Origin of the sequence: Bacillus sp. 1780r2a1, from assembly GCA_024134725.1 — a bacterium.
GTDB classification, from domain to species: domain Bacteria; phylum Bacillota; class Bacilli; order Bacillales; family Bacillaceae_H; genus Priestia; species Priestia aryabhattai_A.
This window is the reverse complement of sequence record CP099863.1, coordinates 3,955,911-3,977,425: the sequence shown is the minus strand read 5'-3', so window position 1 is coordinate 3,977,425 and position 21,515 is coordinate 3,955,911. Positions and strand designations below refer to the sequence as shown.

20 protein-coding genes are annotated in these 21,515 nt (G+C 39.2%); 19 read left to right on the top strand and 1 reads right to left on the bottom strand.

The window, feature by feature from the left end; genetic code table 11:
* Positions 1-34: 34 nt before the first annotated feature.
* Entirely contained in the window at positions 35-1,684 is a 1,650-nt protein-coding gene (locus NIZ91_20115; GenBank protein ID USY54975.1) for a sigma 54-interacting transcriptional regulator, read from the bottom strand.
* A 291-nt stretch (positions 1,685-1,975) separates the two neighbouring features.
* Between NIZ91_20115 and uvrB the strand changes: the two genes are divergently transcribed.
* The 19 genes from uvrB (at position 1,976) to NIZ91_20020 (ending at position 21,494) form a co-directional block, all read left to right on the top strand.
* Positions 1,976-3,955: an excinuclease ABC subunit UvrB gene (uvrB, locus tag NIZ91_20110; GenBank protein ID USY54974.1), complete on the top strand. Its 1,980-nt coding sequence runs from the start codon at positions 1,976-1,978 to the stop codon at positions 3,953-3,955.
* 7 nt (positions 3,956-3,962) lie between these two features.
* A complete protein-coding gene (gene uvrA / locus NIZ91_20105) occupies positions 3,963-6,842 on the top strand; it encodes an excinuclease ABC subunit UvrA (GenBank protein USY54973.1) in 2,880 nt (959 codons plus the stop codon).
* 175 nt (positions 6,843-7,017) lie between these two features.
* A complete protein-coding gene (locus tag NIZ91_20100) occupies positions 7,018-8,115 on the top strand; it encodes a DUF4097 family beta strand repeat-containing protein (GenBank protein ID USY54972.1) in 1,098 nt (365 codons plus the stop codon).
* Between the two features lie 63 nt (positions 8,116-8,178).
* Complete coding sequence (locus tag NIZ91_20095) at positions 8,179-8,376, top strand: PspC domain-containing protein (protein ID USY54971.1); 198 nt, start codon at positions 8,179-8,181, stop codon at positions 8,374-8,376.
* 2 nt (positions 8,377-8,378) lie between these two features.
* On the top strand, positions 8,379-8,741 hold the full coding sequence (locus NIZ91_20090) for a phage holin family protein (protein ID USY54970.1): 363 nt from the start codon (positions 8,379-8,381) through the stop codon (positions 8,739-8,741).
* A 148-nt stretch (positions 8,742-8,889) separates the two neighbouring features.
* Positions 8,890-9,825: an HPr(Ser) kinase/phosphatase gene (gene hprK, locus NIZ91_20085; protein USY54969.1), complete on the top strand. Its 936-nt coding sequence runs from the start codon at positions 8,890-8,892 to the stop codon at positions 9,823-9,825.
* Positions 9,826-9,839: 14 nt separating this feature from the next.
* Positions 9,840-10,664, top strand: coding sequence for a prolipoprotein diacylglyceryl transferase (gene lgt, locus NIZ91_20080; protein USY54968.1), 825 nt, complete (start codon positions 9,840-9,842; stop codon positions 10,662-10,664).
* A gap of 4 nt (positions 10,665-10,668) precedes the next feature.
* Positions 10,669-11,613 carry a hypothetical protein gene (locus NIZ91_20075; protein ID USY54967.1) on the top strand — a complete coding sequence of 315 codons (945 nt, stop codon included), beginning with the start codon at positions 10,669-10,671 and terminating at the stop codon, positions 11,611-11,613.
* The gene (gene ppaX, locus NIZ91_20070; protein USY54966.1) at positions 11,603-12,250 is read left to right on the top strand and encodes a pyrophosphatase PpaX; all 648 of its coding nucleotides are present in this window, start codon (positions 11,603-11,605) and stop codon (positions 12,248-12,250) included. The genes NIZ91_20075 and ppaX overlap by 11 nt, the downstream gene beginning before the upstream one ends.
* Positions 12,247-12,780, top strand: coding sequence for an acyltransferase (locus tag NIZ91_20065; protein USY54965.1), 534 nt, complete (start codon positions 12,247-12,249; stop codon positions 12,778-12,780). The genes ppaX and NIZ91_20065 overlap by 4 nt, the downstream gene beginning before the upstream one ends.
* 191 nt (positions 12,781-12,971) lie before the next feature.
* The gene (locus NIZ91_20060) at positions 12,972-14,153 is read left to right on the top strand and encodes an ATP phosphoribosyltransferase regulatory subunit (GenBank protein ID USY54964.1); all 1,182 of its coding nucleotides are present in this window, start codon (positions 12,972-12,974) and stop codon (positions 14,151-14,153) included.
* Positions 14,153-14,785 (top strand): ATP phosphoribosyltransferase, encoded by a 633-nt coding sequence (gene hisG, locus NIZ91_20055; protein USY54963.1) that lies wholly within the window; start codon positions 14,153-14,155, stop codon positions 14,783-14,785. Before NIZ91_20060 ends, hisG begins: the two co-directional genes overlap by 1 nt.
* Positions 14,786-14,799: 14 nt before the next feature.
* On the top strand, positions 14,800-16,068 hold the full coding sequence (hisD, locus tag NIZ91_20050; protein ID USY54962.1) for a histidinol dehydrogenase: 1,269 nt from the start codon (positions 14,800-14,802) through the stop codon (positions 16,066-16,068).
* A gap of 20 nt (positions 16,069-16,088) precedes the next feature.
* A complete protein-coding gene (hisB, locus tag NIZ91_20045) occupies positions 16,089-16,673 on the top strand; it encodes an imidazoleglycerol-phosphate dehydratase HisB (protein ID USY57246.1) in 585 nt (194 codons plus the stop codon).
* Positions 16,674-17,303, top strand: a complete 630-nt coding sequence (gene hisH / locus NIZ91_20040) for an imidazole glycerol phosphate synthase subunit HisH (GenBank protein USY54961.1) — start codon at positions 16,674-16,676, stop codon at positions 17,301-17,303.
* A 4-nt stretch (positions 17,304-17,307) separates the two neighbouring features.
* Entirely contained in the window at positions 17,308-18,042 is a 735-nt protein-coding gene (gene hisA, locus NIZ91_20035) for a 1-(5-phosphoribosyl)-5-[(5-phosphoribosylamino)methylideneamino]imidazole-4-carboxamide isomerase (protein ID USY54960.1), read from the top strand.
* Positions 18,039-18,797, top strand: coding sequence for an imidazole glycerol phosphate synthase subunit HisF (hisF, locus tag NIZ91_20030; protein USY54959.1), 759 nt, complete (start codon positions 18,039-18,041; stop codon positions 18,795-18,797). The genes hisA and hisF overlap by 4 nt, the downstream gene beginning before the upstream one ends.
* Positions 18,794-19,423, top strand: coding sequence for a bifunctional phosphoribosyl-AMP cyclohydrolase/phosphoribosyl-ATP diphosphatase HisIE (hisIE, locus tag NIZ91_20025; GenBank protein ID USY54958.1), 630 nt, complete (start codon positions 18,794-18,796; stop codon positions 19,421-19,423). The genes hisF and hisIE overlap by 4 nt, the downstream gene beginning before the upstream one ends.
* Positions 19,424-20,042: 619 nt before the next feature.
* The gene (locus NIZ91_20020) at positions 20,043-21,494 is read left to right on the top strand and encodes an aldehyde dehydrogenase family protein (GenBank protein ID USY54957.1); all 1,452 of its coding nucleotides are present in this window, start codon (positions 20,043-20,045) and stop codon (positions 21,492-21,494) included.
* The last annotated feature ends 21 nt before the right edge of the window (positions 21,495-21,515 follow it).

Genomic DNA, 21,515 nt, shown 5'->3' with positions numbered 1-21,515 from the left:
AAAAGACCTTTCTAATTTAGAAAGGTCTTTTTGGTTACAAGCCGTATTCTTTAATTTTGTTATACAATGTTCCTCTTGAAATTCCCAATAAATCAGCTGCGGCGCTCTTATTGCCATAGGTTCTTTTTAGCGTATCTTGAATAAGCTGCTTTTCAGAGGATGCTTCATTCAAAGGCTCATGAAGATTGATTTGACGTTTTAATTCAGCTGGTAAGTGTTGTGCCGTGATGGTTGGCAAATCGTTAAGTAAGATTAGTCGTTCTATAGTATTTCGAAGTTCTCGTACATTACCGGGCCACTCTTGATGACAAAGCGTTTCCACAATATCTTCATCAAGAATCGGTTTTGCCTTTTCGTACTTTATGCTAAATTCTTCAATAAATTGTGTAATGAGCGTTGGAATTTCATTCTGACGCTCTTTTAAAGGTGGAATATGAATATTGATGACCGTTAGCTGATAATAAAGGCCCTCATAAAATTCTCCTTGCTCGATTAAGCTCTCTAATAGGATAGATGTTGAAGCCATAATCCTTGTATTAACTTGAACTTGCTCATTACTTCCCGTCATGTAATAAGCAGCGTTTTCGAGATAGTCACACAGTTTAATTTGAACATCTAAAGGCATCTTATGAACATCTTGAATAAATAAGGTTCCGTTAGCTGCTAGCTCTAATTTTCCAGGCCTTTTATCGGTTGTAGGCTGTGAGAATACGCCTTGCTGATATCCGAAAAGCTCCATATCGATGAGGCCAGGAGGAATAGTTGCGCAGTTTAGCGTAATAAAGGGTTCGTTTCGTCTTGTACTATCGTAATGAATAGCCTGAGCAAGTAGTTCTTTTCCAGACCCTACCTCTCCGGTTAATAAAATAGGAATATTTGTAGACGAGACCTTTTTAGCCATTTCTATCTCTTCTTCAAGGGAAGAGTTCTCCCCAATAATAGAAGAAAATAAGCTCTTATCACCTACCAATGGGTCTTGTTCGACTTCTTCGTGCAGTCGAATAATATTGGTAATATCATGCTCGGTTGCCACTGCACCAATCACTTTATGACCTTTTACAATAGGTGAAGCATTTACTAACACATGCGTTTCTTTATTTGGCTTATGGTATGCGCCTCGGATTGGTCGACCTTCGTTTAAGATTTTATGTAGCACAATGGATTCATCATCGAAGTACGTATTAATAAACTCGCCAACAATTGCTTGTTTAGCGATTTTGTACGTATTTTCAGCCGCTGTATTCCACAGTACTACTTTTCCTTTATCATCAACAACCGTCACAGCATCGTTAATGGTTTCTCCCAGCGTTTCAAAATAAGAGAAAACATCTTCATTTTCAGCTTGTAGATAGTGAATCCAATCGGAAGGATGAAGTACACCGTGAATAGAATTAGTTTCGTATGCTTGGATAAGAACTGGACGCTCCCAGTTAACCTTTGATGTTTTGAGGTCAAGCCAAGTAGATATAGTAGAAGGAGACCAGTTGGTTTTATAAATCCAATCAATAATAGGCATGCTCATCGAAGCACTCTGGAGGGCAAACTGTTCTGTTGTATGAAAGATGTAATAATGTTTATCAAAAACGATAACATATTCAAAGTTAGAAAGTTCGGATTTTATCTGGGACATGGATGTAGATGGACTGGTTAAAATAAAGGAGTCGTTTATTTTAATTGAGCTCATTGGATTGTACTAAACCCCTTTCATATTCTTACTTTTCATTAAATGTATCATACTTTTTAAAAGGTCGCAAAGCGCTTCTTTTGATCTATTTTATAGCTAATTTGCAAAGGGATTATATATTTGCTCAGACTGGGTATACAAATGAGAGATGAAGAAACAAGGAAAATTTGAACAGTCAAATACTATTGAGTTCCATTATATAAAAAGAAGTGATAAAATACGAATATAAGTTCGTGTTTTAGGAGATTACGGTACTATAATTTTTAACACTAAGGGAATGGAGGCCTCTCTGTGGCAGATCAATTTAAGCTAGTATCCTCATATGAACCTCAAGGGGATCAGCCTAAGGCAATCGAAAAAATTGTCAAAGGTATTCAGGAAGGAAAACAGCAGCAGGTGTTATTAGGTGCAACAGGAACAGGTAAGACCTTTACGATTTCTAACGTAATTAAGGAAGTTAATAAGCCTACCTTAATTATTGCTCATAATAAAACGTTAGCAGGTCAGTTGTATAGCGAGTTTAAAGAGTTCTTTCCGGATAATGCAGTAGAATATTTTGTAAGCTATTACGACTATTATCAGCCGGAAGCCTATGTTCCACAAACCGATACGTTTATTGAAAAAGATGCAAGCATTAATGACGAAATCGATAAGCTGCGGCACTCTGCAACGTCTTCGTTGTTTGAGCGAAAAGACGTTATCATTATTGCCAGCGTTTCTTGTATTTATGGATTAGGTTCACCGGAAGAATATAAAGAAATGGTTGTCTCGCTTCGTGTCGGCATGGAAAAAGAGCGAAATCAACTACTTCGAGATCTTGTTGACGTACAGTATGAACGAAATGACATCGACTTTAAACGCGGGACGTTTCGCGTGCGTGGAGATGTAGTGGAAATTTTTCCAGCGTCAAGAGATGAGCGCTGCATTCGCGTTGAGTTTTTTGGTGATGAAATCGATCGGATTCGTGAAGTCGATGCTTTAACTGGAGAAGTACTTGGCGACAGAGAGCATGTTGCTATCTTCCCAGCGTCTCACTTCGTAACTCGTGAAGAAAAGATGAAAGTAGCCATTAAAAATATCGAGAAAGAGCTTCAAGAACAGCTTGAAAAGATGCGAGAAGCAGGCAAGTTACTAGAAGCTCAGCGCCTTGAACAGCGCACAAATTATGATTTAGAAATGATGAGAGAGATGGGGTTTTGTTCTGGAATTGAAAATTACTCTCGCCATTTAACACTACGTCCACCAGGATCAACACCATACACGCTGCTAGACTTCTTTCCAGAAGACTTTCTTCTTGTGGTAGATGAATCACACGTGACTATTCCACAAATTCGCGGAATGTATAACGGAGACCAAGCGCGTAAACAAGTGCTGGTTGACCACGGCTTTCGCCTTCCGTCCGCGCTTGATAACCGCCCGTTAAAATTCGATGAATTTGAAGATCATATTCATCAAATTGTTCATGTTTCAGCAACACCAGGGCCTTATGAGCTTGAGAAAGCGCCTGATGTCATTGAACAAATTATTCGACCAACAGGATTACTAGATCCGAATATTGAAGTGAGACCAATTGAAGGCCAGATTGATGATTTGATTGGTGAACTTCAAGATCGAATTGCGAAAAACGAGCGCGTTCTCATTACAACGTTAACGAAAAAAATGTCAGAGGACTTAACCAATTACTTAAAAGAAATAGGCATTAAAGTACAGTATTTGCATTCTGAAATTAAAACGCTTGAGCGAATTGAAATTATTCGAGATTTACGACTTGGTAAGTTTGATGTTTTAGTTGGAATCAACCTTCTAAGAGAAGGGCTCGACATTCCTGAAGTGTCACTTGTTACAATATTGGACGCAGATAAAGAAGGATTTCTACGATCAGAACGATCACTTATCCAAACGATTGGTCGAGCAGCGCGTAATGCCAATGGGCATGTTATTATGTACGCAGACCGTATTACTAACTCAATGGAAATTGCGATTAGTGAAACAAAGCGTCGTCGTAGCATCCAAGAAGAATATAACGAAAAACACGGCATTACGCCGCAGACGATTCAAAAAGAAGTTCGCGGTGCCATCCGAGCAACAATTGTAGCTGAGGATACTGAAAGTTACGATCAAGCACCTGCATTCGATAAAATGACTGGAAAAGAAAAACATAAAGTAATTCAAGAAATGGAAGAAGAGATGAAGGAAGCAGCTAAAGCTCTTAACTTTGAACGAGCCGCTGAGCTTCGTGACCTCATTTTAGAACTAAAAGCAGAAGGGTGATAGCAAGATGGCGATGGAGAAAATCGTAATAAAAGGCGCGCGCGCTCATAATTTAAAAAATATCGATATTGAAATTCCGCGTGATAAGCTGGTCGTACTAACCGGCTTATCAGGTTCTGGTAAATCATCGCTTGCTTTTGATACGATTTATGCAGAAGGTCAGAGACGTTACGTGGAGTCACTATCCGCATATGCTCGACAGTTCCTTGGTCAGATGGACAAGCCGGACGTGGATTCCATTGAAGGTTTGTCTCCGGCTATCTCAATTGATCAAAAAACAACGAGTCGTAACCCTCGTTCAACTGTAGGAACGGTTACAGAGATTTATGATTATTTACGTTTACTGTTTGCGCGTGTAGGGAGACCAACTTGTCCAAACCATGGAATTGAAATCACGTCTCAGACCATTGAACAGATGGTCGACCGTATTTTAGAGTATGAAGAGCGTACAAAATTACAAGTGCTTGCTCCCGTTGTATCTGGACGAAAAGGTGCACATGTAAAAGCTTTAGAAGACATTAAAAAGCAAGGCTATGTGCGCATACGTGTAGACGGAGAAATGCGTGAAGTAACAGAAGAAATTGAGTTAGATAAAAATAAAAAGCATTCGATTGAAGTAGTTATCGATCGAATCGTCGTAAAAGAAGGCGTACAATCTCGTTTATCTGACTCTTTAGAAACGGCTCTAAAACTTGGTGATGGAAAAGTTATTATCGATATTATCGGTGAAGAAGAGCTCTTATTTAGTGAGCATCATGCATGCCCGAAATGTGGTTTTTCCATTGGGGAGCTTGAACCTAGAATGTTTTCATTTAACAGTCCTTATGGCGCTTGTACAGCATGTGATGGATTAGGCATGAAGCTTAAAGTGGACGCTGAGCTGGTAATTCCGGATGATACATTAACATTACGAGAGAATGCTATTGCTCCTTGGGCTCCAACAAGCTCTCAGTACTATCCACAAATGCTAGAAGCAGTCTGTGCTCACTATGGCATTGATATGGATGTAGCGGTAAAAGACTTACCTAAGCATTTGTTAGATAAGATTTTGTATGGAAGCGATGGAGACAAAATATATTTCCGGTACGAAAATGACTTTGGACAAGTGCGTGAAAACGAAATTTTGTTCGAAGGTGTAATTCCAAACGTAGAGCGTCGTTATCACGAAACAAGTTCTGATTATATTCGTGAGCAAATGGAAAAATATATGGCTGAACAGCCTTGTTCAACATGTAAAGGCCACCGCTTAAAGAAAGAAGCACTTGCCGTTTTAATTGATTCGAAACATATTGGTAACGTGACTCGCTTTTCTGTTCAAGAAGCGTACAATTTCTTTAGCAGCCTGCAGCTTTCTGATAAAGAAATGAAAATCGCAGACATGATTTTAAGAGAAATTAAAGAACGACTCGGATTCTTAGTAAATGTTGGACTAGATTACCTCACGATTAATCGTTCAGCTGGAACATTGTCTGGTGGAGAAGCACAGCGTATTCGACTAGCAACGCAAATTGGCTCACGCTTAACAGGAGTCCTGTATATTCTAGATGAACCATCAATTGGTCTGCATCAGCGTGATAATGACCGCCTTATTCGAACAATGCAAGATATGAGAGACATTGGCAACACGCTAATTGTTGTTGAGCATGATGAAGATACGATGCTTGCTGCTGATTATTTAATTGATATTGGTCCCGGTGCCGGTGTCCATGGAGGAGCAGTTGTGTCACAGGGTACGCCAAAAGAAGTGATGGCAGATCCAAATTCATTAACGGGGCAGTATCTATCCGGAGACCGTTTTATTCCGTTGCCAACAGAGCGCCGCTCAGTTGACAAAAGTCGAATGATTGACATTGTAGGTGCAAAAGAAAATAATTTGAAAAATGTAAAGGCAAGTATTCCACTTGGAACGTTTACAGCAGTGACAGGCGTATCAGGGTCAGGGAAAAGTACGCTAGTAAATGATATTTTACACAAAACGCTTGCTCAAAAGCTTCATAAAGCAAAAAGTAAAGCTGGCGAACATAAAGAAATCAAAGGAATTGAGCACTTAGATAAAGTGATTGATATTGATCAGTCTCCAATTGGGCGTACACCTCGCTCTAATCCTGCTACGTATACGGGCGTCTTTGATGATATTCGTGACGTGTTTGCCCAAACAAACGAAGCAAAAGTGCGAGGTTATAAAAAAGGCCGCTTTAGTTTTAACGTAAAGGGAGGCCGCTGTGAAGCTTGCCGTGGAGACGGAATTATTAAAATTGAAATGCACTTTTTACCGGATGTATATGTACCGTGTGAAGTTTGTCATGGGAAGCGCTATAACCGTGAAACATTAGAGGTTAAGTATAAAGATCATAATATTTCAGACGTGCTGGATATGACGGTTGAGGATGCTTTGCATTTCTTTGAAAACATTCCGAAAATCAAGCGTAAGCTACAAACGATTTATGATGTAGGTCTTGGATATATTACGCTTGGGCAACCTGCTACAACGCTATCAGGGGGAGAAGCACAGCGCGTAAAACTAGCTTCAGAGCTTCATCGTCGATCAACGGGCCGAACGCTTTATATTTTAGATGAGCCAACAACTGGTCTCCATATTGACGACATTGCGCGACTTCTAAAAGTACTGCAACGCCTCGTTGAAAATGGTGACACAGTCCTTGTGATTGAACATAATCTGGATATTATTAAAGCAGCAGATTATTTAATTGATTTAGGACCTGAAGGTGGGGATAAAGGCGGTCAGATTGTTGGTACAGGTACACCAGAAGAAGTCGCGGAAGTGAAAGGGTCCTATACAGGCAAATATTTAAAACCGATTTTAGAACGGGATCGAAAGCGTATGGATGAGAAGATAAAAGAAGTTCAAACTGTTGGTAAAGCATAGAAGAAAGGAAAAGGCGCTAAAGGTAGCGCCTTTTTTCTATTTTATGTATATTGAAACTTTTTACAGCATAAACCGTATTACATAATAGTCTGCTTTTTCTTTAATAAAAAGGCAGTAAAAGTATGAAATAATGGGTTAAGATAGATGAATTTATAAACCAAAAGGGGAGAGTTGCATGCTAGAAAAGCGCAAGCAAATTTTACAAATGGTAGAAGAGGGAAAGTTGACCGTAGATGAAGCGTTAACGCTTTTAAATTCACTTGAAGCAAATCCTGAAGCAAATCCTAAACCAGCTGTGAACGTAAACACTTCATCACAACTGACGCCTTATGTTGGTAAATCGAGTAGCAGTTCTTCAACTTTTAAACCTTCGTCTGCATCTTTTAAAGAAAAGTTATTTAGCTTTGTGGATCAAACAGTCAAAAAAGTAAAGGATGTTGATCTAGACTTTAATTTTGGTCCATCGTTTAAAGTTCAGCATATTTTCCAACAAACAGAAGCTTATATTCAAGCAATCGATATTGATATTGCAAACGGAAGCGTGAAGGTAAAACCATGGGGAAGCCCTGACGTACGAATTGAGTGTGAATCAGATGTTTATAAGGTAGAGGGACAAGAGCAAGCACGGCAGGCTTTCTTAAAAGATGTCTTATTTTCAATTGAAAACGGTAAGCTGAAATTTAATGTGCAAAAAAAACATATGAAGGTAAAAGCAACGGTTTATATACCCGAAACCGAGTATGAGAGAGTGAATTTACGTGTGTTTAATGGTCCTATCGAAGGGGAAAGATTAAATGTAAGAGAATTAAAGGCTAAAACAGCCAACGGTTTAATTCGCTTTTATGAAGTGAATAGTGGACAGCTTGAAGCGGAAACATCCAATGGTCACATTGAGCTCTCACGTGTTTTCTCATCAAAATGTGAGATGGAGACAATTAATGGCTCTATAAAGTTTGATGGAGATTATAAAAAAATTGATGCGCAAACTTTTAATGGTGATATTGAAGGGTACCTAAAAGGAGAGCGCATTGAGTTAGCATTTTTAAAAACGACTACGGGACATATTGAGTTTTATACGCCGTCTCATCTTGGTATTGAAGGAGATTTAAAATCGAATTTAGGTAAATTCGTATGTAACTTACCTCAAATGGAGGTCATAGAAGAGAAAAAAGAGACGGTTATGAAACAGATGCGCTTCCGAGCATACCTTGAAGCAGCTAAATCGTATAAATTATTAGCGGAGTCCAAAGCTGGTTCAATCACAGTTAAGTAAAACGTTGGCATACACTAAAGCCTTTTGTAATCAGAATGATTAGGAAAAGGAGAAGATTGATAAATGAAAAAGTTATATAGATCACGCAAAAACAGAAAATTAGCCGGGATTATCGGCGGGATTTCAGAGTATACAGGGGTTAGTGCAACAATCCTTCGACTGATTTTTGCATTAAGCGTTCTATTCGTGATTGGAACACCACTTGTGGTTATCTATATCATTTTAATCTTTGTATTGCCAAATGAAGAAGGAGCCTATTAAGCATGTTTGTGAGAGGGATTATTAGCATTTTAATTAATGCACTTGTACTCATAGTAATTGCCGGTTATATCGATGCTTTTCAATTATCATCGCTTGGTGCCGCCATTATTGCCAGCATTATTTTATCCATTTTAAATATTATCGTAAAACCCATTTTAATTCTTTTGACGTTACCAGTGACATTTTTGACACTCGGACTGTTCTTATTCGTTATTAATGCAGCAACGTTAATGATTACGCAAGGTATTATGGGTGATTCGTTTATTATTGATGGATTCGGAACGGCTATTTTAGCAGCAATTATTATGTCTATTCTTAACTTATTAATCCAAAAGGTTATCATCGATCCTTTACGTTCTAAATAAAAGTAGCGCTAGCTTCATCGAAGCTAGCGCTACTTTGTTTTCTCTTCTCTTGCTTTTAGTGATAAAATAGAGAGAACCTTTAATGGTAAATACTATCATAGACAAAAAGCTATTGGGTACATGGTTTTAAACTAAAGGAGGATTTCAGGTGGTAACAGTTCGTACTAAAGATTTAGTTGAAAAGTTTAATTTAGAATTAATTAGTGGAGAAGAAGGAATTGACCGTCCAATTGCAACAAGTGATATTTCACGTCCGGGAATTGAAATGGCCGGCTACTTTACATATTATCCAGCAGAGCGCATACAGCTATTAGGGAAAACCGAACTATCATTCTTTGATCGCTTAGACGATGAAGAGAAGAAAATCCGAATGGAAAAAATGTGTACAGATATTACGCCAGCCATTATTATCTCTCGTGATATGTCTGTCCCAAAAGAATTGATTGAAGCTTCTGAACGCGAAGCAGTTCCTGTACTACGATCACCTTCTAAAACAACAAGACTATCAAGTCATTTAACGAACTTCTTAGAAAGCCGTTTAGCACCGTCTACTGCTCTTCATGGAGTGCTTGTGGATATTTATGGAATTGGTGTCTTAATCATGGGTAAAAGTGGCGTTGGTAAAAGTGAAACTGCGCTTGAGCTTGTAAAACGTGGCCATCGTCTAGTAGCAGATGACTGTGTAGAAATTCGTCAAGAAGACCAAGATACACTGGTAGGTAATGCTCCGGGATTGATTGAACACTTACTTGAAATTCGCGGTCTTGGTATTATCAACGTGATGACGCTGTTCGGTGCAGGTTCAGTACGTAGCTACAAGCGCATTTCATTAGTTATTCAGCTTGAAACATGGGATCAAAATAAGCACTATGATCGCTTAGGTCTTGAGGAAGATAAAATGAAGATTATTGACACAGACGTGACAAAAATCACGTTACCTGTTCGTCCAGGACGTAACTTAGCTGTTATTATTGAGGTGGCAGCAATGAACTTCCGTTTGAAACGAATGGGAATTAACGCAGCTGAACAATTCTCAAATCGTTTAACGGATGTTATTGAAGACGGTGACAGAGAAGACATTTAAGAAAGGGTGGTTCGATGGAAGCAAATATTCAGCCGCTTGATCGCGTGTTTTTAGAGCTTGGTCCACTGACAATTTATTGGTATGGTGTCATTATTGGAGCGGGTGTTCTACTTGCTCTTTATATTGCTACAAAAGAAAGCACGAAGCGCGGATTACCTAAAGACACATTTATCGATTTAGTACTATTTGCAGTACCAATCGCCATTATTTGTGCGCGCATATACTATGTGGCGTTTGAGTGGGATTATTACTCACAGCATTTGAATGAGATACCTCAAATTTGGAACGGTGGCATTGCTATTCATGGTGGCTTAATTGGGGCCGTTTTAACTGGAATTGTTTTTTCACGCGTAAAAAAGATTTCATTTTGGAAGCTAGCGGACATTGCGGCACCAAGTATCATTCTTGGGCAGGCAATCGGACGCTGGGGGAATTTTATGAATCAAGAAGCGCATGGTGGTGAAGTATCACGTGCTTTTCTAGAAAGTTTACATTTTCCAGAATTTATCATTAATCAAATGTATATTAACGGTACATATTATCATCCTACGTTCTTATATGAATCGCTGTGGAACTTAGCTGGATTTGCGCTGTTAATTGCGCTGAGACGCGTAAACCTACGTAGAGGTGAACTGTTCTTAACGTACGTTATTTGGTATTCGATTGGACGATACTTTATTGAAGGAATGCGTACAGACAGCTTGATGTTGACGGATACGCTACGCATTGCACAAGTCATTTCACTTGTTTTAATTGCAGTAGCAGTCATTATTATCGCTATCCGTCGAAAAACAAATAAGGAAACGTATTTGGAAACAAGCAAAAAGAAACAGGGGTGAGGGAATGCTTAGGTCGATACAAAAGGGGATTATGGGAGGACTCAAAACAACGCTGACACTTGGGAAAGTCATTTTTCCAGTAACGCTAATTGTTTCACTCCTTCAATACACGCCGGTTCTGGATTGGTTTGCTACGTTAATTTCACCTTTGATGAAGTTGTTTGGTCTATCAGGAGATGCAGCCATCCCACTTGTGCTGGGGAACTTGTTAAATTTATATGCGGGAATTGCAGGGATTTTATCACTGGATTTAACGGTAAAAGAAGTATTTATTTTAGCTGTTATGTTGTCTTTCTCTCATAATTTATTAATTGAAACGAGCGTAGCTTTAAAAGTTGGTGTGAAGCTATGGGTTATTTTATCCGTTCGTATCGGGCTCGCTGTGATTTCAGCTATCGTCATCAACTTGGTATGGAATGGCGGAGGCGAACAGGCAGAGTACGGATTTTTAGCAACAAAACATGAAGAGGTAAGCGGATGGGGAGCAATCATCTGGCAGTCAATTGAAAAAGCAGGTTTTGGAATTCTACAGCTGGCTCTCATTGTGATTCCAGTCATGGTAGGAATTCAAATCCTTAAAGATATCGGGTGGCTAGATAAGCTTTCTTCAATGCTTGGTCCTTTTACACGCTTATTAGGCATGAAAGAAAATACGTCTACAACGCTTGTGACGGGTCTCTTACTAGGATTGGCATATGGAGCTGGCGTTATGATTCAAGCTGTACAAGAAGAAGGAGTTAGTAAACGTGATGCGACGCTTGCATTCATCTTTTTGGTCGCTTGTCATGCTGTAGTAGAAGATACGTTAATCTTTATTCCGCTAGGTATTCCTGTACTGCCGCTGCTTATTATTCGAGTAGTTGTTGCGCTCGTATTAACCATCGTTATTTCACGAATGTGGAAAGAGAATGAAGTAAGGCATAGAAAGGAAGTTTCATATGAGCATTAACACCGTTCTTTTTGATTTAGACGGAACGCTAATTGATACAAACGAATTAATTATTTCATCTTTTATGCACACATTAGACCATTATTATCCGAAGCAATACAAACGTGAAGATGTCCTGGCATTTATGGGCCCGCCTCTTTACGATACCTTTGTAAGGATGGATAAAGAACGAGTACATGAAATGATTGACACATACCGTACACATAACTTAAGTCATCATGATGAGCTTGTAACAGAGTTTGAAGGCGTATTTGAAACGGTGAAATGGTTACATGAACAGAAGTACAAGTTGGCTATTGTTACCACAAAACAGATTAATACGGTTATGATGGGACTAAAGTTAACGAAGTTAGATCAATTTTTTGATGTAATTGTTGCAATTGATGATGTTCAGCATGCGAAACCTCATCCAGAGCCAGTTGAAAAAGCATTGGCACTTTTAAATGCACAGCCGGAAGAAGCTGTCATGGTAGGAGATAATCATCATGATATTCTATCTGGTAAAAATGCAGGTGCGAAAACAGCTGGTGTGGCTTGGAGTGCAAAAGGAAGAGAGCATATTGCTTCTTATGAGCCAGATGTAATCTTAGAAGAGATGAAAGATCTGATTTCATGGCTAAGAGGAAAAGAGCAGTGAGAAAGACGAAACGGTTTCCTGTCGAAGGACCTAATTCGCTCTGGCACGTCTACAAAACCGTTCCATTTTGGAAGGTGATGCGTAATTTTATTGTGATTCAGCTCGCTCGCTATGCTCCTTTTTTATCATTTAAAAACTGGCTTTACCGCACGTTCTTACGGATGAAGGTAGGGCCTCAAACTTCTTTTGGATTGATGGTTATGCTTGATATTATGTTTCCAGAGAAGATCACGGTTGGAAGAAACTCAGTTATTGGATACAATACAACGATCCTCGCCCATGAATATTTAATTAAAGAATATCGACTTGGTGATGTGATCATTGGTGATGAGGTAATGGTTGGAGCTAATAGCACAATCTTACCTGGAGTAATAATCGGTAACGGAGCAATTGTTGCTGCTGGCACAGTTGTACATAGAAACGTAGAGCCTGGCTCTTTTGTTGGAGGAAATCCAATGAGGGTCATTTATACAAAAGAAGAAATGCAAAAGCGCACAGAAGAAAACAAATCAGCCACGACTTATCGCTAAGGAGTGGCTTTTTCTGTAAGAAAATAGCGCTATATGAGTTGACGATTACCTATAAGGGGTGTAAACTACTAATAACTTTAATTTATTATTTCGCTAATACATTAGTGTGGTAAAGTAAAAACCTTTTATGATTAAAAGTAGTGGTTTATATAGAGATAGATGCAAACAAGTTGAGAAAAGGAAGTGTCATAATGTCAAAGCTGTTTATGTTTGAAAAACCCTTAGGGATGAGAGATACATTACCATCTCTTTTTGAAAAGAAAAAGCAAGTTCGAAATCAGTTAGCAGAAGAAATTAGTAGCTGGGGCTATCAATATATGGCGACTCCTACTCTTGAATACTTTGAAACAGTTGGAAGCGCATCGGCCATTTTAGATCAACAATTATTTAAATTATTAGATAAAGAAGGTCATACGCTTGTTTTACGCCCTGATATGACGACGCCCTTTGCACGCGTGGCCGCTTCAAAACTTTTGAATAACTCACCGCTTCGCCTGGCGTATGAAGCAAATGTATTTCGAGCTCAGCAGCGTGAAGGTGGTCGACCGGCAGAGTTTGAGCAAATCGGTGTTGAGTTAATTGGTGATGCAACAATGAGTAGCGATGCAGAAGTGATTGCGCTGATGATTAATGCATTAAAACGTGCTGGGCTAAAATCGTTTAAAGTAGCCATCGGCCACATTGGATTTGTGAACTCATTGTTCTTAGAAATTGTCGGGAACGAAGAACGTGCCAATGTTTTACGCCGCTTTTTATATGAGAAAAATTATGTTGGTTATCGTAACCATGTGAAGAGTTTAAACCTTTCTTCCATTGACAAGCAGCGCCTTTTACAACTTTTAAATTTACGTGGCGGAGAAGAAAAAATTAAAGAAGCCATTGAGCTTGTTGAAAATAAAGAAGGTAAAAAGCTTGCTGAGGATCTTCAGAGCCTTTGGAACATGCTGGCTGCTTATGGCGTAACGGAAGAAATTAAAATTGACTTCAACCTTGTAAGTCACATGAGCTATTATACTGGCATTCTATTTGAAGTGTTTGCTGAGCACGTAGGTTTTCATATCGGAAACGGTGGGCGTTATGATCAATTATTAGAACAATTTTCAACGAAAACACCGGCAACTGGATTTGGCATTCAGCTTGACCGTTTAATTGAAGCACTAGATGAAGAAGTATACGAAGAAGTACCTGTTTACGGTGTTTTATATAGTCAAGAACGGTTATCAGAAGCGTTAGCACTTGCGGCTGAACAAAGACGTGCAGGCAAACGCGTCGTTGTGCAAGACATTGTAGGCGTTGATGATGTCGATGTGTTTACAGCTGGTTTTGAAGAAGTATCGTTTCTTATTGGTAAACGTGGCAAGGGGGGACAATAATGACTGAACTACTAACAATTGCGATGCCAAAAGGAAGAATATTTGAAGAAGCTGCCCAGCTTTTGCGTCAAGCAGGTTTTCAACTTCCGCCAGAGTTTGATGACTCACGTAAATTAATTGTTGATATTCCAGAAGAGAATATGCGCTTTATTTTAGCAAAGCCAATGGACGTAACGACTTATGTAGAATACGGCGTAGCTGATTTAGGTATTGCAGGAAAAGACGTAATGCTTGAAGAAGAAAGAGATGTCTATGAACTCTTAGACTTACAAATTAGCAAATGTCATCTTGCTGTGGCTGGCTTACCCAATACGAAAAATTCAGAGATTGCTCAAAAAGTAGCGACAAAATATCCGAACGTTGCTTCCACTTACTTTCGAGAGCAAGGAGAGCAGGTTGAAATTATTAAGCTAAATGGATCAATTGAGTTAGCACCGCTTATCGGCTTAGCTGATCGTATTGTTGATATCGTTTCAACAGGAAGAACGCTACAGGAAAACGGCTTGGTTGAACTAGAGCATATCGGTGATATTACGTCTCGATTAATTGTAAACCCAGTTAGCTACCGGTTAAAAGATGAACGAATTGATGATTTAGTCAACCGACTATCAAAAGTTGTCGAAGCATCATGAATGAGGTGAATTTGATGAAGATTACACGCGTGACGGAAAGCGTTAGTTTAAAACGTACGATTGATCAGGGGACAGGAGCACAGCGTGAAGCCGTGCTTACCATTCTTAAAGACGTTAAAGATACAGGAGATCAAGCTCTGTTTTCATATACAGAAAAATTTGACGGTGTATCGTTAGAAGCGTTGAAAGTGTCGGATGCAGAGCGTAAGCATGCGTACGAAGCTATTGATAATGAAACCATTCAGATTATTAACGAGGCTGCGGCTAATATCCGTGACTACCATGAGCGCATGATTACGCAATCTTGGATGGTAACAAAAGAAGATGGCACGATCCTGGGGCAGAAGGTGACCCCTTTAGATGCCGTTGGTGTCTACGTTCCGGGCGGTTTAGCTGCGTATCCATCATCCGTGTTGATGAACGTTATTCCTGCTCAGGTAGCGGGTGTTAAGCGTATTGTCATGGTATCACCTGTGCAAAAAGACGGTTCATTACCGGCTGGTGTTCTTGTTGCTGCTACGGAACTAGGTGTAGAAGAAATTTATAAAGTTGGCGGAGCACAAGCCATCGGAGCATTGGCATATGGAACAGAAACAATTGAAGCGGTCGATAAAATTGTGGGCCCAGGAAACATTTATGTGGCTTTAGCCAAAAGAGAAGTATACGGATTAGTTGATATTGATTCGATTGCTGGACCGAGTGAAATTGTTGTATTAGCAGACGATACAGCAAGACCAAATGAAGTGGCAGCTGATTTGTTATCACAAGCAGAACATGATCGGTTGGCATCTAGCGTTTTGGTAACACCTTCTTTAAATCTAGCAGAAGCCGTAGCACAAGAGGTTCAAAAACAGCTTGAAACGCTACCTCGAAAAGCAATTGCTGAAGCATCTATTCAAGAGTATGGTGCAATTTATGTCACAGAAGAGCTTAATCAAGCGATTGATGTAGTTAATAAATTGGCTCCGGAACATCTTGAAATTATGACAGATGAACCGATGACGATACTCGGGAAAATTCGTCATGCTGGAGCTATCTTTCTAGGTAGATATAGCTCAGAGCCCGTAGGAGATTATTTTGCTGGCCCAAACCATGTACTACCAACGAACGGAACGGCTAAGTTTTCAAGTCCGCTATCCGTTGATTCATTTGTAAAAAAATCAAGCATCATTTCATATAGCGAGCAGGCGCTCAAAGATAATAGTTCGAAAATTGCCGCTTTTGCAAGGTTAGAAGGATTAGAGGCACACGCTCGAGCAGTCGAAGAACGATTCAAAAAATAAAGCAAAGAGAGGGTTACATGATGAGAGAAGCTAGTATTAAACGCACAACAAATGAGACGGATATTTCACTGGCCATTGGCATTGATGGAGAAGGGGAAGCAGGAATTGATACGGGTGTTCCGTTTTTAAACCACATGCTGGATTTATTCACAAAGCATGGTCAGTTTAACTTAGATGTAAAAGCTGTAGGGGACATTGAAATTGATGATCACCACACAACAGAAGATATTGGCATCTGTTTAGGACATGCGTTTAAAGAAGCACTTGGTGATAAAAAAGGGATTAAGCGCTACGGAAATGCATTTGTTCCAATGGATGATGCGTTAGCACAAGTCGTAGTTGATTTAAGTAACCGACCTCATTTTGAATTTAAAGGCGATATTCCAGCATCACGCGTGGGTACCTTTGATACGGAACTAGTATATGAATTTTTATGGAAGTTTGCGCTTGAATCACGCATGAACCTGCACGTTATCGTTCACTATGGCCAAAATACACATCATATCATTGAAGCGGTATTCAAAGCATTGGCGAGAGCATTAGATGAAGCAACAACGGTTGATCCTCGCGTCAAAGGAGTACCATCAACGAAAGGAATGTTGTAAATGATTGGTATTATTGACTATGGGATGGGGAACTTGTATAGCGTAAGCAAAGCACTTGAACGTTTAGACTATGACTACTTTATTTCATCTGAGCCAAGCGAATTGCGTAAAGCAAAAGGGTATATCTTGCCTGGTGTTGGATCATTTAAAGATGCAATGGAACAGCTGAATGAAACAAACCTTACAGCTTTTATAAAAGAAGAAGTGAAAAGTGGCAAGCCACTCTTAGGGATTTGTTTGGGAATGCAGCTTCTGTTTGAGGAAAGTGATGAAAATGGTAAGACGACGGGCCTTGGTTTCTTAAAAGGACGTGTTGAACTGCTGCCTGGAGTGACTCCAGAAGGTGAAGCTTATAAAGTCCCTCATATGGGATGGAATTCCTTACATATGCATGTAAACTCACCTTTGCTAGCAGGCATTGAGGAAGGCCACGTATATTTCGTGCATTCTTATTATGTAAAGACAGATGATCAAGACGTGCTTCTAGCAACAAGCTCATATGATGTTGACGTTCCAGCAGTTGTTGGAAAAGAAAACGTATTTGGCACGCAGTTTCACCCTGAGAAGAGCAGTGAAATTGGCATGGCGATTTTACAAAACTATGCAAACTTTGTAGAAGGAAGAGGTTGAACTCATGAATAACTTTTCAATTTATCCAGCAATCGATATGCGTGGCGGAAAATGCGTTCGTCTTTTGCAAGGAGATTATGATAAAGAAACGGTATACGGAGATTCACCAGTCGATATGGCAGCACAATTTGCTGGTGAAGGTGCGAAGTGGATTCACATGGTGGACTTAGACGGTGCCAAAGCAGCAAAACGAGTAAACAATGAGTTTGTTCTTGAGGTTAAGAAAAAGCTTGGAGTCAATGTACAGATTGGTGGCGGGATTCGTTCTGAAGAAGACGTAGCGTACTACTTGGAAAACGGAATTGACCGAGTGATTTTAGGAAGCGCAGCGATTTCTAATCCTGAGTTTGTTAAAAAGATGCTTCGTCAATACGGTGAAAAAATTGCAATTGGAATTGATGCTCGTGATGGCTATGTAGCAACGGAAGGCTGGCTTGAAACGTCAACCGTAAAAGCAACGGAGCTTGGAAAAGAGCTTGCAGAAGCAGGTGCTGAAACGTTTATTTTCACGGATATTTCAACAGACGGTATGCTTTCAGGTCCAAACATTGAAGGTATTGTCAGCATGGCGAAAGCAACAGGTAAAAGCGTTATCGCATCAGGAGGCGTAAGTAAATTAGAAGATTTAAAAGCACTACAAGCGTATGAAAAAGACGGAGTGGTGGGTGCGATTGTTGGGAAAGCACTGTACACAAATCAATTTACGGTAAGCCAAGCGCTTGAAGAGGTGACATCATGATTACGAAGCGTATTATTCCTTGCTTAGACGTAAAGGAAGGGCGCGTAGTAAAGGGTGTTCAGTTTGTAGAGCTAAAAGATGCTGGTGATCCTGTAGAATTGGCAAAATTCTATGATGAAGAAGGCGCAGATGAGCTTGTTTTCTTAGATATTTCAGCATCTCACGAAGGGCGTAAAACGATGGTTCACGTAGTAGAAGAAGTAGCGGCACAGCTGGCCATTCCGTTTACAGTAGGTGGAGGGATTAATGCGGTTGAGGATATGAAGCGAATGCTGCGAGCAGGTGCAGATAAAGTATCGTTAAACACCGCTGCCGTCTTAAATCCAGACCTTATTACGGAAGGGTCAAACTTCTTTGGAGCACAGTGCATTGTAGTAGCTATTGATGCAAAATATGATGAAGAATTAGGCTCTTGGCGCGTGTATACGCACGGTGGACGCAACGCAACAGAATGGGAAGTGGTTGCTTGGGCGCAAGAAGTTGTCAAACGCGGTGCCGGTGAGATCCTGTTAACAAGTATGGACCAAGACGGTGCCAAGTCCGGCTTTAACTTAGCATTAACAAAAGCTGTAAGTGAAGCGGTAAGCATCCCTGTTATTGCTTCAGGAGGCGCAGGAAATGGTCAAGATTTCGTGGATGTATTTACGGAAGGGAAAGCGGATGCAGGCCTAGCAGCATCTATTTTTCACTATAAAGAAACGTCTGTTAAAGAAATTAAAACCTATGCAAAACAACAAGGAGTGAGCATTCGATGAAGGTGGAAAACGTTAAATTCAATGAAGATGGATTAGTCCCAGCAATTGTCCAGGACGCGGTTAGTAAAGAAGTGCTGACTCTAGCTTATATGAATGAAGAATCGCTAAAAAAATCTATTGAAACAAAAGAAACGTGGTTTTTCAGCCGCTCTCGTCAAGAACTTTGGCACAAGGGAGCAACATCTGGAAATACACAGCAAATCGTCGCGATGACATATGATTGTGATGCGGATTCGATTGTTGTAAAAGTAAATCCAAATGGGCCTGCTTGTCATACAGGTGCGTACAGCTGCTTTAATGAAAACTTGTTAGAAGATGAAAGTGCGTCTCCTCAATCAGGGCGTTTTGATATTATTAATGAATTGGAATCAGTAATCGCGAAGCGCGAAGCGGAAATGCCAGAAGGTGCATACACAACTTATTTATTTGATAAAGGTGTCGATAAAATCTTGAAAAAAGTCGGTGAGGAAGCAGGCGAAGTAATTATTGCTGCCAAAAACCGTGATCATGAAGAATTAAAATGGGAAGTAGCGGACTTGTTCTATCACGTATTGGTACTTCTTCGTGAGCAAAAGCTTCCGCTTGATGATGTCTTAGCAGTATTAAAAGAAAGACATGCGAAGTAATAGGAAAGCTGACCTTTCAGGTCAGCTTTCCTTTATTTATGTCCATGTTTTTGTTATAAGTGCTATATAGTAAATCCTATAAAATGTTTAATAGAACATAAAGTTTTAATCTAAGTATATATTTACTGATTTTTTAAAATTCTTACTATTGCATACGAAAGTGTAGAAAATAATTAAATATTCCTTAAATGCTTGGCGCTAAAGCCTTTGAATTTATAATTATTTTAGCATTTGTTTAAAACATGTTTCGTCTTTTTTTAGGAAATTTATTATTTAATTTATCAATTTAAACTCCGGCTTTAAATATTTAGTTCATTAGTAGAATGGTTTACTAATATTCTTTTAAATTATAGAAATTCCTCAACGATTATCCTTATTATGGATTAGGCTTAATTATTTATTTTTATTCTATTTATTCAAGATAACCAGTAAAACAGCTATAAATATAAGGTTTTATATTATAATTGCAAAGAAATATAACTGAATATTTTAAAAAATATTGACTGGATTTATCCGTAGGTAATATAATGAAAATAAGAAACCGGTATACTAAAAAATGAAATGTAAGGGATTACAATTTTTTATTCTAGAAGATGATTAACCAGAGGAGGTAGTTTCTATGCTTATGTATACTAAAGGAAATTGGAATGGCAGCAAGGATGGAAAGACGACAGAAGTTTTTAATCCAGCAACAAAAGAAGTAATTGGTACAATCCCTCAAGCAAGTTTACAAGACATTGAAGAGGTATTAGAAGCAGCGCAAAAAGCAAAAAAGGGTTGGGCTAGGACTCCTGTATGGAAAAGAACAGAAATATTACAAAGATTTGCAGATTTGGTAGAACAAAGACGTGATGAATTAGCTACTCTTTTAAGTAAAGAAATTGGAAAGCCAATTGAACAAGCAGGGTGGGAGATTGATACTGCAGCACGGTTATTCCGCTCTTTTTCAGAACATGCCAAGTCACTATATGGGCTTAATATTCCATTGGACCATCAAGCGGGAATTGAAAACGATGTTTACTTAACGAGAAAAGAGCCTTTGGGTGTTGTTGTAGGAATTATTCCTTTTAACTTTCCTGTAGATCTTTTCTCTCATAAAGTAGCCCCAGCATTAGCAACGGGAAATGTAATGATCGTGAAGCCAGCAAATACAGCTCCACTAACCATTTTATCTTTAACAGAATTACTTTATGAAGCGGGGCTTCCAGAAAATGTGTTACAAATTGTCACGGGATCAGGAAGGTTGATAGGTGATGTGTTAGCTCAAAGCCCTAAAATAGATGCTATAAGTTTAACGGGGAGCACAGAGACTGGTATTAAAGTAGCTACAGGAGCAGCCAAAAATTTAAATAGGGTAATGCTTGAATTAGGTGGTAATGACCCATTTATTGTATTTGAAGATGCGGATATTGATTTAGCAGTGGATGATGCAATTTTTGGAAGAACTCTTATGAATGGACAAGTTTGTTGTTCGAATAAAAGGATGCTTATACATCATTCGAAAAAAGAGGAGTTCACTTCTTTATTGATTAATAGATTAAGAGAACTTAAGTATGGAAATCCTTTAGATAGAAGTATAAATATTGGTCCGCTAATCGATGAATATGCACTGCAAACAGTAGACCAGCAAGTACGAAAGACAGTTGAGCAGGGAGCTAAAGTAGCTTTGGGAGGGGAGATTGTCGATAATACTTGGTATTTACCAACGGTTCTAACTGATGTTAAGCCTGAGTATGATATCGCTCGTGATATGGAGATATTTGGACCTGTATTCCCGATTATAACATTCCATTCCGAAGAGGAAGCTGTAGAGATTGCTAATAGTTCTATATATGGTTTAAATGCTGCCGTATTTACAAGAGATGTAAATCGTGCTATAAACATGAGTTATCAAATTGAGTCTGGAATCGTTTCGGTTAATGGCCCAGGTGTCTATAGACCAGATGTAGCATTCTTTGGTGGATATAAAATGAGTGGTCATGGTGGAAGAGAAGGCCTTATTGGTGCATTAGAGGAGCTAACACAAGTTAAGAGCATTGCCTTAAGGAATTGTTTAAACATATATAATTAATTATTAGGGGGAGGAATCATT